Below are 9,581 nucleotides of genomic sequence, written 5' to 3' on the forward strand. Positions count from 1 at the left end.
GTGTTTCTCAGTAGGTTATGGATACAGCCGGGATCGCCTTCTTCGCGATGAGGGTCACGGCGGTCTTGGCGCATTCCTCGGTCAGGCCGCCAGCCATGAATGCCTCCATGGCTGCGCGGTTGATGGCGATCTTGTGCGCCTTGTCGCGCTCGCGGCGCTTGGCTTCCTGGGCCTCGGCTTCCGCAGCGGCGGCTACGCGGCGCTGCTCGGCTTCAACCGCTGCGGCGGCCTGGCGCTCCGCATCTGCCTTGGCCTGCTCTTCGCGGCGCAGGGCTTCGGCTTTCTCGCGCTCTGCGCGCTCGGCCTGCAGCTTCAGTTCCAGCTCGCGACGCTCTGCAGCGGCCTTGGCTTCGGCTTCGCGCTTGGCGGCCGCGTCGCGCTCGGCCTGGGCCTTGGCGTCAGCCGCGCGCTGTGCCTGCTCGGCGGCTTCGCGTGCAATGCGTTCTTCACGGTCCTTCTGCTCGCGGGCAGCAGCATCGGCGCGCAGCTTGGCGAGTTCGGCCTGCTCGGTTGCCTCGCGCTCCCTGGTGGCGATGGCTGTGGCAAGTGATTCGAGCGTCCTAGCCTTGGCTCGGTGCGCCTCGGCCTCGTATTCTTCCCACGACTCGTCAACAATCCGAGCCTCCACAGCGGCGATGGCGGTTTGCAGTTCTTCCCGCTTGAGAAAGCCGATCTCACGCCCCTGGTCGCTCAGCCACTGAACGCCAGCCTTATGTTTGGCCTCGCGCGCCGCTTCCGCTTCTTCATAGTCGGTGAGGGGCTTGCGCACCTCGTCTTTCCATTGGTCCATCAGGTCGCGCATGCGCTTGCGCTCGGCGTCAACCAGGCCGGGCTGTTTCTTCAACTCTGCCACCAGCTCTTTGCCGATGTTGTCGAGCGCCGTCTTGCCCTTCGCCACCCTGTAGGCAATCGAGGCGATGGCGTCGCGGCCCTTCTTGGTGGACACATCATGCACGAATGCGTCGAGTTCTTCCTTGATCTTGATGAGGTACGGGTCCAGGCCATGCGGCGCTGAATAGACCGCCAGCGCTGTCTCTGCAGGTGGCAATTCGATAAGTTCGGTCGTGTTGCTCATATGGTCCTCAGAGAAAGAATGGATAAAGCAGCCCGGCGCAAAAGCCGGTCACTGCAAAGATGGCCAGGGCAACAACAGCCCAAAAGAACAGGCTTTCGCCTGGGGTCAAGTCGATGTCGTCGGGGTTGTTGGTCATGGGGATGGCTCCACATGCTCAATCGCCATCAGGCTCTGGATCTGGCGGTCAATCTCGGTAACGCGGGCGTAGAAATCCGCGCTGGCCTTGGTCTTGATGGCCTCAAGGTCCGCGATCTGTTGCGGAACTGGGTTGAAGTCGTCGGGCACTTCAAAAGTGGTCTGGATCTCCTTCACGAAGACCATGCCGTAGCGGTGTTCCTCGCGCAAGAGGCGGAAGTCGTACTCGGTAGCGCCGAACTTTTCGTGCCCGGTGTACTTGCACTTTTGCCAGTACACGTATTGCTTCACTGTGATTTTCTTGGTCATCACTGCACCTCCGCTACTGTGTTGGGGAGAGACTTGGAGAGGGCGGCGCGGGCTGCGTCTAGAGTCATCGTCTCTTTCGTCCAACCGTCTTGCGGGTACTTCTCGGATAGCGTCGTGCGCATCGCTGCATAGACATCCGCTACTAACGCGAGAGTTTTCTCCAGCTCCTTCACCCGCTCTACAAGCTGGCGGGGAGTGAGGCCGGTGGTGTTCCAGACGGTGCCAGCCTCAAGGAGCAATGCCGCGTTGGCGTGGCTCTCTTCGATGTTGTGGTTCCATTGGCCGCGACTGGCGATGGTTCTGGCCACGCCCATGTCTACTACGGGCAAAACAAACAAGCACCACCCACCGTCGCCGTACGTCTCCAATTCCCACAGGCCTTGCGTCGGCTTGATTGCTTCACTCATTTCGTTCCCCCTGCAACGGTGTAGGTCTGCCCGCGCCGTGGCGTGCAGGTCAAAGTCTTGTCGTCCACCCACTGAGCCAGCGCACCAGGACCGCAAACTTCCTGGCCTGCAAACTCGCGCGAGGCTCGGGCAGCTTCTTCCTGCTGGATGGCTACAAGGTTGTCGGACTCGGGCCACTCGGCGCGGTGATCGTCCCATTGCGCCCAAAAGAAAGCCGCGAAAATCGCGGCCAGGTAGAGGAAGGTTTTCCAGTTCGGGTGGTGGGTCATGGGGTCTTCTCCTGAATCGGTTCGCGTTCTTCTGGGATGGCATCGCTGTAGAAGCCTTCTGCCGTATGCCCAATGCCTGCGTCATCGCGGAAGCTGGCAAAGTCACTGACGTGCATGGCCTGAAGAAGTCCGCACACATCAACTCGCACCAGCCCAGTTTCCACATCAATCGACTCGACAGGCCACCCCCATCCATCGCGCCCTATTGCGACGAATGGTTGCGGCAAACTATTGATGTAGGCCATGTCCAGCATGTCACTGGCCGCGTTCTCCCGCTTCACCCGTGCCTGCGCTTCAGTGCTAGCCTTCTGGACTGCTCGGAGGTCTGGGGTCATGGCTTGGCTTTTGGTGGGTGGGCTAGGCCGCGCCAAGAGCCTTTTGCCGAAAAATGCAGCGGAAGGCTTCCGTATCCACCCATGCGGACTGCTTCAGGGTGCGATGCAGCGTTAGACCATGCACCGCCATTCCAGTGGCTCCACCAAGACCCGGTCTGGTCATATTTACGACACGACACGTTGTAAACACCCGGCTCCCAAGGGGCCTCGCCATTCACAAACCACGGTGTCAATTCTTGGTCACTCATCTTCATCTCCTGGGTGTGCTGGATCGCGACTATCAGGATGGGCAAGCATCTGCCGATCCCGTGCTTTTTCTCTCAGCGCTTCTTCGCGGGCAAAGTGGTCAACATCGCGTGGGATGGGCCAGAAGCGATGCAGCAGGGCTGATATGCCGGGGTCTACGTGGTCGTTCATGATGGGTTTCGCTCAACGCAGAGCGCCCTGCAGATGCCTGAGATAAGCGCGTGTTGGTTGAGGCCGATGCGCTTGCGGGCGATCCATGCGATCAGGATGTAATCAAGCGACCTAGCAGACTCGCTCAATTCTTCTATGTGATACGACGGCACGTCTTCCCATTCGCCTCGCACCGCGCTTCCGTTGACAAACTTGGTGGCGAGATACTTCACCACCTCAACCTGCTGGCCGTCAAAGTCGTACTCGAATCGCTCAAGCACCTTGCCCCAAGGGAATTTGCTCATTGCTTGCTCCATGAAAAAAGCCGCTCATGGCGGCTTGGGTTGGGTGGTTGATGGTGGTCGGTGCTGATTTCCGACTCAGTGGCGCGGCGCTTTTTCATGGCAGCTGTGAAAACAGCCTAGGAGCATTCCGCCTGCTTATCCCATCCATCCGTTTGCGGATCAGCCTCCGCATTCACCATCATTGAAGCGGGCGGGACGCTACCCCCGCGATGTGTTCGGTCAGGCTGGCCGCGAACGGCTCTCAGTTTCTGCCAAAGGTCACCTACCTACCTTGAGAATCCCGGCTGAGCTTTTCGTCCCCGGGAGGACTAGCGTGTCATCGATTTTCCACGCCGCCGCTTCAATGATGGCCCCGGACAACTCCGGGCACTCCCGGCCCCTGGTGTAGGGGCGGGGTGGGGTTAACGGGCGGCGAGCATGGCGTCTGCCATTGCGTAGGCATTTTTTGCGTCAGACGCGAATGAGCTCTCGGTGTTTGCAAGGAACACCTGCATCGCATTAGCCGCAAAGTAGTCGCGCAGCGTCATGCCAGGCTGCCCATCGTTAGAGCCGTTGGCTTCTGTCACTGGAAACGCCGGAATTGATTTCGGGTCCATCTCTATCTCCTATCAGTTAGCCCCGGCGCTTGGCCGGGACGGGGTGAATGCTTTGAAGGGCGGGCCAGACGGCCAGTCCTGGCTATGACACTGTGTTCACGTGCCTCAAATATGAACCGACCCGGACCGAAGCCCTGCCAGGGTCGTCACAGCGCTATCTACCCGAGGGCGCTACTTCCTCGCATGATTTGGCATGTTTGCGGCCCCGTTACCCGAAGGTTTCGCCGCTTCCGCCCATCAAAGCAATCCCGGCACTCCCGGCCCCTGGTGTAGGGGCGGGGTGGGGTTACTTGCAGCGTGCCTTGTGCTTTTTGACGCGGCGCAACTTCATCGCGGCACGGTGTGCGGCCTTGTGGGCTCCGGGTGCGCAGCGGTTGCCATGGCCTTGGCCTTTACCGCGTGAGACGTAAGGGCCGAGTTCTGCAATTTGCGCTTGCTGCACCGATGCAGAAACAGCGCTGCTCATGATCCCGGCGATAGCTGCGGCCATAGCCATGGCGCGTGCAAATGGTGCTGAACGTTGCATGTGAATTCCTTCGTTAAAAAACAAAAGCGCCTCACTAGAAGCGCCTGGGTTGCCCCGTGTGGATGGGGGAAGGGGTTACGATCCAGACACCCAGCTACGGAGTGCTGTTATGTGGAAGTGCAAATCCTGCGGACTGCTTGTGCTATTCCGCGCTGTCGAGCCCGAGGTAGACGAAGACGGCTGCTTTTTCCTTTGCCCTGGCTGCGGCCACCGCAACAAGTTGGTGAACATGGCGCACCCAGGTGATGAAAGCATCGCGTTTGGTCAGCCCGACGAGTAGCCAAGTCGAACTATTCGGCTTTTCCTAAGAGTTGTATGCGCGACTCGATTGCTGTGATCGCGCTGTTGTAGCCATGCGCCCACGCAGGGGTTTCGCGGGCCTTGTTTCGGATGTCTTCGATTGCGGCCCTGAGCGCGGCCACCTGCGCATCCACCAGCTCTCGGCGCTTCTTGGACGGCGTTGTCCGAGTCTTTTTCACTGGCCTGCAAATGGCATTGCCAAAGGCGTTGGAAATCTGTTGTGAGGTGGCCATGCTCTCTCCTGGTTAAACATCGAAGCGCCCTACCTGTAAGACGCTTTGATGTCGGCCCTGTCCCCAAGGCCCTTGCAGCTGGCATCTCCCCGATTGCTCAGGCTCCATCTGCTGTTGTCCCGGCTTGACCGCCCCGGGTGGCGAGTAGTGCTTTTTTGATCTAGCCCGAGCTGGGCCTGGTTCGCGGGTTGTGTTCGCGCGCCACCTGTCTTTTGCTTCTGCCGACAGATCGAGGGGGCAGGGCGCTTTCATCAAGTGCGCCAGTTCATCCTCTCAGTTGTTAAAGAACCCCAGGTGACCGCCGATCCGCTCACCCTGTCGCTGCTTTGTGGCTGGCGATGGGTGATTGTAAACACGTTTACAGGAATGTGCGCAAGTATTTGTAGATAAATTTACAAAAAAACAATGTGTTTCAGCGGTCTATATAGTTGTTGCCACACCTATAGGGAGACGGCTAGCATGGAACCCATGGATAAAAACACAGTATCGCCGGACGATAGCGAATCACCCACACGAGTGCGGGTGCTGGGTGCCGGTGAATCACTGGAGGTCGCCGCTGCGCACGCGCAACACCTGGCCTTGACCGGGGTCAAGACATTGGTATTTCCCGACGAATCGTTGCTTAGGGCTTGGAGGCTGCGTCTTGCAGCACTTGCATGATGGCCGTGCTGGCCGCGTTGAACGCCTTTGCGCGGCTGATCTTGTCTGCCTGGGGCAGCATGTCGAAAAGGACCGCCAGCTCAATGGCGGCGGGGGTTAGCTCTGTCGGCGCGTTGACAGTTGCGGTCGATTCCATCTGACCTTCGCCGGTAAGCAGCCAGTCAGAATTAACCTTGAGATATGCGGCCACGGCGGTGTGCGCTTTGGTGCGCAAATTCTGGTCGCGGCCCTTCGCATTGGTGATGATCATGCCAATGTTCTGAGGGCTCACGCCTGCCACGCGGGCCACATCCTTGCGCTCGATTTCCTGCCCAAGTGCATCACTGCGCCTGCGCATCGCCAATAAGAGTCGTTCGCCGTAGGTCATGCCGAAAAATACGCTCTCAAATGTAAATTAGGTTGCGTCATTTGCTGTAAACATGTTTACAATGGCGCACCATGAAAAAGACACGCGCTATCGAACTGCTGGGCGGCACGCCTAAAAAGGCTGCGGAGGCCATGGGCTACCGCGCTGTCCAAACCATCTACCTCTGGCCCGAAACGCTGCCCCAGGCAACCGCTGATCGCGTTGCTGGTGTCGTGGCGCGCAAGGGCAAGACCCGCAAGACCAAGGAGGCCGCACATGGCTGATGCCATCTGCACGTGCGAACGCGGGCCATCCACCGTCAAGTTTCTGGCATCTGACGTGGAGATCCTGATCTGTGGCGCTAGCCCTGCAGCATGCGCTCCGCAATGTCCTTCGCCCTCTGAAGCATTGCCAGTTCGATCTGGTGAAGGGTCTGCGATTCCTGCTTCTTCGGCAGCAGAAAGCTCAGGCGCATTGACTCCCCGTTGCTCAAAGTGAGTTCGTACGTGGCGTTCAACACCCCCTCTGTCGCGTTCTCCAGCGTGAGACGTGTATTCGATTTCATGTCTGCCCCTTTCGTTGGCTTGGTTGGTTGCACTTCCATTGTCCATCGTCTGCGGGCAGACACCCCAGCCAAGGCCACGGCCTAAGCCATCCACCAACCCAACCAAAACAAACGAGAGAAAAACATGTACGCCGATCCCAGTGCTATTCGAGTCAAGCGAGTCAATCTGAGCCTCAACGCGGCAGAGATGCGCGTGATCGAGGCCGTCAGCGAGATCAACAACATGCAGCCCAGCACGTTCATTCGTGAGCTGTTGATGGAGGCGTTGGCGAAGCAGATTCATGGTGGCAATTCTGGTGCGGGTGCTTGCGAAATGCGAGCCGCTGCTTAGTTTCATTCCCGTTTCAAACCAGTAACGGAATGAGCACCAGTGCATCAAAAACCACCACCGACAGTGCAGCTGTCAGAGGCGGAAGCACGTCAGGTCCAGCAGTACGCGGATCAGCACGGGCTAACGCTGGAACAGGCGTGCACACAACTAACCCAGCAGGAAATTCAGGCGCGATTCGTTCGGCCGAAGGTTCCAGCTCGGGTTCTTCCATTCATCAAGCGCCAGTAAGCCCGCCCGCTGCGGCGGCTGCACTTTCGCGTAACGGAAAAGGTGCATCCATGCAAGTCCAACACCTCGTTCGCGCCAGCGACCCCCTTTCATCCGTCATGGCTGCAGAGCGTTCCGCCGCTTTCTCTGGTGCCCACTGCGCACGCATCCTGGCAGCACTCAAGCTGTACGGCCCTTCCACAGCTGCAGAGCTGCAGGCCTACACCGGCCTGACGATTGTTCAGTCAGATCGGAGGCTGCCAGATTTGTCCAAGGCCGGACAGGCCCGCGTAGTGCAGGACAACGGCAACGACCTGATCCGCAAGGGCTATCGGGTTTGGGAGGCTGTGTGAGCGTTCGAGTCATGACAGCAGTGTTCGACCGCTATCCCAATGGCGGCGGCGAGATGCTGACCGCGCTTGCGTTGGCCGACCATGCCAGCGATGACGGCACCCGCGTGTTCCCAGGCATTAAGGCATTGGCCGAGAAGACCCGCCAGTCCGAGCGGACGATCCAGTATCAGCTGCGCCGCATGGAAGAGTCGGGCTGGCTGATCCTGGTCAATTCTGGCAACGGTGGTCGCTCGATGACCAATGAGTACCGGATTTCGCTCGATTGGATAAAGGGTGCAGATATTGCACCCATCCAAAAGGGTGCAAACGACGACACAAAGGGTGCAACTGGAGACACGAAAGGGTGCAATCCAGAACACAAAAGGGTGCAGCCCGTTGCACCCGCAAATAACCATCATAGAACCATCAGTGAACCATCACTGAATCATTCCGCCGCTACCGCGCCGACAAAGCCGAGCCGTGGAACGGTGGTGCCTGCGGACTTCACGCCAGACCAAACCGCCATCGACATTGCCGCGAGCACTGGCATCAGCCTGCAGGCCGAGCTGGCGAACTTTTTGGACCACCACACCGCACGCGGCACCGTCTTCAAGGACTGGCAGGCCGGGTTCCGCACGTGGTTGCGCAACGCCGTGAAGTTCGGACAGCGCACATCGATCAAGCGGCCATCGGCACACACCGGCTTGGCCACCCGCAGCTATTCCGAAGGAGTCAATGCAGATGGAACATTCGCCTGAAAACACCGCCCAGAGCATCGGGCAACTGCTGGATACGTCCAAGGATGCCCTTGGCGAAGTCGGCAAGGATTGCGCCACGCACGGCGCCTACACATCGACCGGCATGCGCTACAAGATCGGGCGCCTGAACCGCCAGGTGTGGACGCCTTGCCCTGACTGTGAAGAGGCCCGTTTGGTAGGTGAGCGACAAGCTGAAGCCGAGAAGGCCGCGACGGCTGCGCGCCAGCGGCTGGAGGCAATGCTTGAAGACGCTGCGATACCGCGCCGGTTCATTGGTCGCACCCTGCAGACCTACAACGCCGAGACGCCAGAGCAAAAGCGCGCCCTTGCCGTCGCTACCGACTACGCCGACAACTTCCCGCAGAGGGCCAAGCGCGGCGACTCGTTGATCCTGCTGGGCGCGCCGGGGACTGGCAAAAGTCATCTCGCCGCGGCAATCCTGCAAGCCATCCTGCCGGAATACTGCGGCCTGTACACCACCTGCTCGGGTGTCATTCGTGCCGTCCGCTCGACGTGGCGCCCCAACTCTGAAAAGACCGAGACCCAAGTGCTTTCGATCCTGTTCAGCGTGCCCCTGCTGGTGATTGATGAAATCGGCGTGCAGTACGGCACCGACAGCGAGCAGAACATTCTGTTTGACGTGATGGACCGCCGCTACCGCGACATGATGCCCACGGTCCTGCTTGCCAACTTGAAGCTCAAGCGCGAGAAGCCGGAAGACCCCGCAGGCCTGCGCGAGGTGCTTGGTGAGCGCATCTATGACCGCCTGACGGAAACCGCCCGCATTGTGACCTTTGAGGGTGAAAGCTACCGGGCGCAGGCTCGCAAGGAGTTTGCATGACCCTCCGCGCTTTCCTGACCGATGACAAGGCATGGGCACACGCCGTGCTCGATGACGTGCGCGACGGCCTGCCAGCTCTCTCCCGTGATGTTCGCGCCGCGCTGCGCATCTTGGGGGACATGTGATGACCTTCAAAGCAATCACCACCGTGGCAGCGCTGAACGCCCTGGATCAAGACCAGATCGTTGCTGGATACCGGGCGGGGATGCGCAACGAGCCCGACTACACCCAGCGCGATCAAGGGTACTGGCACGGCTACATGAATGGGCAAGTGGACACGCGGCGGATGCCCATTAGTCCAGAACAACAACAACTCTGCCAGGCCGTCATCGACTCTGGCGAGTTCAAGAACATGTTTGCTGAGAGGCACTGATGAATGTCCTGCCAAACCTGCACCAACTGGCTGCCAAAGGAGTCGGGCGGCATGTCCAAACACCGCATGGCTCTGTGCAGCCTGGGCACGAGGTGGGTTTTCTATCCACCGCAGCACACATGCGGGAAACACAAACAGGCCACCCCGCAAGTGGTGACCGCAAGAGTAACTTGGCTTGCGCGGTCATCCGGCGCACGGCAGATAGCTGGGGGGTGAATCATGCTTAAGTTTTGGCCGTTTCCATTGCTGCGTAACTACAGGGCCTCGCCCGATCTTTCGCAA

Annotated in this window: 20 protein-coding genes; 7 read left to right on the top strand and 13 right to left on the bottom strand. The window is 59.4% G+C overall.

Annotated elements, in window-relative coordinates:
• Positions 1-7: 7 nt before the first annotated feature.
• From KI609_RS05615 to KI609_RS05665, 12 genes are all read right to left on the bottom strand, one after another.
• On the bottom strand, positions 8-1,075 hold the full coding sequence (locus tag KI609_RS05615; RefSeq protein WP_226447965.1) for a hypothetical protein: 1,068 nt from the start codon (positions 1,073-1,075) through the stop codon (positions 8-10).
• 7 nt (positions 1,076-1,082) lie between these two features.
• Positions 1,083-1,211, bottom strand: a complete 129-nt coding sequence (locus KI609_RS22885; RefSeq protein ID WP_264181371.1) for a hypothetical protein — start codon at positions 1,209-1,211, stop codon at positions 1,083-1,085.
• Positions 1,208-1,519, bottom strand: coding sequence for a hypothetical protein (locus tag KI609_RS05620; RefSeq protein WP_226447968.1), 312 nt, complete (start codon positions 1,517-1,519; stop codon positions 1,208-1,210). The genes KI609_RS22885 and KI609_RS05620 overlap by 4 nt, the downstream gene beginning before the upstream one ends.
• The gene (locus tag KI609_RS05625) at positions 1,519-1,926 is read right to left on the bottom strand and encodes a hypothetical protein (RefSeq protein ID WP_226447970.1); all 408 of its coding nucleotides are present in this window, start codon (positions 1,924-1,926) and stop codon (positions 1,519-1,521) included. Before KI609_RS05625 ends, KI609_RS05620 begins: the two co-directional genes overlap by 1 nt.
• Positions 1,923-2,195: a hypothetical protein gene (locus KI609_RS05630; RefSeq protein ID WP_226447972.1), complete on the bottom strand. Its 273-nt coding sequence runs from the start codon at positions 2,193-2,195 to the stop codon at positions 1,923-1,925. Before KI609_RS05630 ends, KI609_RS05625 begins: the two co-directional genes overlap by 4 nt.
• Positions 2,192-2,530, bottom strand: a complete 339-nt coding sequence (locus tag KI609_RS05635) for a hypothetical protein (protein ID WP_226447974.1) — start codon at positions 2,528-2,530, stop codon at positions 2,192-2,194. Before KI609_RS05635 ends, KI609_RS05630 begins: the two co-directional genes overlap by 4 nt.
• 240 nt (positions 2,531-2,770) lie before the next feature.
• Positions 2,771-2,947, bottom strand: coding sequence for a hypothetical protein (locus tag KI609_RS05640; RefSeq protein ID WP_226447976.1), 177 nt, complete (start codon positions 2,945-2,947; stop codon positions 2,771-2,773).
• Positions 2,944-3,231, bottom strand: coding sequence for a hypothetical protein (locus KI609_RS05645; protein ID WP_226447978.1), 288 nt, complete (start codon positions 3,229-3,231; stop codon positions 2,944-2,946). Before KI609_RS05645 ends, KI609_RS05640 begins: the two co-directional genes overlap by 4 nt.
• A 401-nt stretch (positions 3,232-3,632) precedes the next feature.
• Positions 3,633-3,827, bottom strand: a complete 195-nt coding sequence (locus tag KI609_RS05650; protein ID WP_226447981.1) for a hypothetical protein — start codon at positions 3,825-3,827, stop codon at positions 3,633-3,635.
• A 286-nt stretch (positions 3,828-4,113) separates the two neighbouring features.
• Positions 4,114-4,353, bottom strand: a complete 240-nt coding sequence (locus KI609_RS05655) for a hypothetical protein (protein ID WP_226447983.1) — start codon at positions 4,351-4,353, stop codon at positions 4,114-4,116.
• A gap of 290 nt (positions 4,354-4,643) precedes the next feature.
• Positions 4,644-4,886, bottom strand: a complete 243-nt coding sequence (locus KI609_RS05660) for a hypothetical protein (RefSeq protein WP_226447985.1) — start codon at positions 4,884-4,886, stop codon at positions 4,644-4,646.
• 622 nt (positions 4,887-5,508) lie between these two features.
• Positions 5,509-5,913 (bottom strand): hypothetical protein, encoded by a 405-nt coding sequence (locus KI609_RS05665; protein ID WP_226447987.1) that lies wholly within the window; start codon positions 5,911-5,913, stop codon positions 5,509-5,511.
• A gap of 71 nt (positions 5,914-5,984) precedes the next feature.
• Between KI609_RS05665 and KI609_RS05670 the strand changes: the two genes are divergently transcribed.
• Positions 5,985-6,176 carry a hypothetical protein gene (locus KI609_RS05670; RefSeq protein WP_226447989.1) on the top strand — a complete coding sequence of 64 codons (192 nt, stop codon included), beginning with the start codon at positions 5,985-5,987 and terminating at the stop codon, positions 6,174-6,176.
• Positions 6,177-6,253: 77 nt separating this feature from the next.
• Here the strand turns inward: KI609_RS05670 and KI609_RS05675 are convergent, their stop codons facing one another.
• Positions 6,254-6,457 carry a hypothetical protein gene (locus tag KI609_RS05675; protein ID WP_226447991.1) on the bottom strand — a complete coding sequence of 68 codons (204 nt, stop codon included), beginning with the start codon at positions 6,455-6,457 and terminating at the stop codon, positions 6,254-6,256.
• A gap of 124 nt (positions 6,458-6,581) precedes the next feature.
• Between KI609_RS05675 and KI609_RS05680 the strand changes: the two genes are divergently transcribed.
• The 6 genes from KI609_RS05680 (at position 6,582) to KI609_RS05700 (ending at position 9,299) form a co-directional block, all read left to right on the top strand.
• Positions 6,582-6,788, top strand: coding sequence for a hypothetical protein (locus KI609_RS05680; RefSeq protein ID WP_226447993.1), 207 nt, complete (start codon positions 6,582-6,584; stop codon positions 6,786-6,788).
• A 278-nt stretch (positions 6,789-7,066) separates the two neighbouring features.
• A complete protein-coding gene (locus tag KI609_RS05685; protein ID WP_226447995.1) occupies positions 7,067-7,348 on the top strand; it encodes a winged helix DNA-binding domain-containing protein in 282 nt (93 codons plus the stop codon).
• An 11-nt stretch (positions 7,349-7,359) separates the two neighbouring features.
• Positions 7,360-8,085, top strand: a complete 726-nt coding sequence (locus KI609_RS05690; RefSeq protein ID WP_226447997.1) for a helix-turn-helix domain-containing protein — start codon at positions 7,360-7,362, stop codon at positions 8,083-8,085.
• Entirely contained in the window at positions 8,069-8,926 is an 858-nt protein-coding gene (locus KI609_RS05695) for an ATP-binding protein (protein ID WP_226447999.1), read from the top strand. The genes KI609_RS05690 and KI609_RS05695 overlap by 17 nt, the downstream gene beginning before the upstream one ends.
• The gene (locus KI609_RS22890; RefSeq protein ID WP_264181372.1) at positions 8,923-9,051 is read left to right on the top strand and encodes a hypothetical protein; all 129 of its coding nucleotides are present in this window, start codon (positions 8,923-8,925) and stop codon (positions 9,049-9,051) included. The genes KI609_RS05695 and KI609_RS22890 overlap by 4 nt, the downstream gene beginning before the upstream one ends.
• Positions 9,051-9,299, top strand: a complete 249-nt coding sequence (locus KI609_RS05700; RefSeq protein WP_226448002.1) for a hypothetical protein — start codon at positions 9,051-9,053, stop codon at positions 9,297-9,299. Before KI609_RS22890 ends, KI609_RS05700 begins: the two co-directional genes overlap by 1 nt.
• Positions 9,300-9,581 lie beyond the last annotated feature (282 nt).

Origin of the sequence: Acidovorax radicis (assembly GCF_020510705.1) — a bacterium.
Classification (GTDB): Bacteria; Pseudomonadota; Gammaproteobacteria; order Burkholderiales; family Burkholderiaceae_C; genus Acidovorax; species Acidovorax radicis_A.

What these genes read in the sequence shown, in the direction of transcription:
- KI609_RS05615 (WP_226447965.1), bottom strand. Translation starts at nt 1,075, where the DNA reads ATGAGCAACACGACCGAACTTATCGAATTGCCACCTGCAGAGACAGCG.
- KI609_RS22885 (WP_264181371.1), bottom strand. Translation starts at nt 1,211, where the DNA reads ATGACCAACAACCCCGACGACATCGACTTGACCCCAGGCGAAAGCCTG.
- KI609_RS05620 (WP_226447968.1), bottom strand. Translation starts at nt 1,519, where the DNA reads ATGACCAAGAAAATCACAGTGAAGCAATACGTGTACTGGCAAAAGTGC.
- KI609_RS05625 (WP_226447970.1), bottom strand. Translation starts at nt 1,926, where the DNA reads ATGAGTGAAGCAATCAAGCCGACGCAAGGCCTGTGGGAATTGGAGACG.
- KI609_RS05630 (WP_226447972.1), bottom strand. Translation starts at nt 2,195, where the DNA reads ATGACCCACCACCCGAACTGGAAAACCTTCCTCTACCTGGCCGCGATT.
- KI609_RS05635 (WP_226447974.1), bottom strand. Translation starts at nt 2,530, where the DNA reads ATGACCCCAGACCTCCGAGCAGTCCAGAAGGCTAGCACTGAAGCGCAG.
- KI609_RS05640 (WP_226447976.1), bottom strand. Translation starts at nt 2,947, where the DNA reads ATGAACGACCACGTAGACCCCGGCATATCAGCCCTGCTGCATCGCTTC.
- KI609_RS05645 (WP_226447978.1), bottom strand. Translation starts at nt 3,231, where the DNA reads ATGAGCAAATTCCCTTGGGGCAAGGTGCTTGAGCGATTCGAGTACGAC.
- KI609_RS05650 (WP_226447981.1), bottom strand. Translation starts at nt 3,827, where the DNA reads ATGGACCCGAAATCAATTCCGGCGTTTCCAGTGACAGAAGCCAACGGC.
- KI609_RS05655 (WP_226447983.1), bottom strand. Translation starts at nt 4,353, where the DNA reads ATGCAACGTTCAGCACCATTTGCACGCGCCATGGCTATGGCCGCAGCT.
- KI609_RS05660 (WP_226447985.1), bottom strand. Translation starts at nt 4,886, where the DNA reads ATGGCCACCTCACAACAGATTTCCAACGCCTTTGGCAATGCCATTTGC.
- KI609_RS05665 (WP_226447987.1), bottom strand. Translation starts at nt 5,913, where the DNA reads ATGACCTACGGCGAACGACTCTTATTGGCGATGCGCAGGCGCAGTGAT.
- KI609_RS05670 (WP_226447989.1), top strand. Translation starts at nt 5,985, where the DNA reads ATGAAAAAGACACGCGCTATCGAACTGCTGGGCGGCACGCCTAAAAAG.
- KI609_RS05675 (WP_226447991.1), bottom strand. Translation starts at nt 6,457, where the DNA reads ATGAAATCGAATACACGTCTCACGCTGGAGAACGCGACAGAGGGGGTG.
- KI609_RS05680 (WP_226447993.1), top strand. Translation starts at nt 6,582, where the DNA reads ATGTACGCCGATCCCAGTGCTATTCGAGTCAAGCGAGTCAATCTGAGC.
- KI609_RS05685 (WP_226447995.1), top strand. Translation starts at nt 7,067, where the DNA reads ATGCAAGTCCAACACCTCGTTCGCGCCAGCGACCCCCTTTCATCCGTC.
- KI609_RS05690 (WP_226447997.1), top strand. Translation starts at nt 7,360, where the DNA reads ATGACAGCAGTGTTCGACCGCTATCCCAATGGCGGCGGCGAGATGCTG.
- KI609_RS05695 (WP_226447999.1), top strand. Translation starts at nt 8,069, where the DNA reads ATGGAACATTCGCCTGAAAACACCGCCCAGAGCATCGGGCAACTGCTG.
- KI609_RS22890 (WP_264181372.1), top strand. Translation starts at nt 8,923, where the DNA reads ATGACCCTCCGCGCTTTCCTGACCGATGACAAGGCATGGGCACACGCC.
- KI609_RS05700 (WP_226448002.1), top strand. Translation starts at nt 9,051, where the DNA reads ATGACCTTCAAAGCAATCACCACCGTGGCAGCGCTGAACGCCCTGGAT.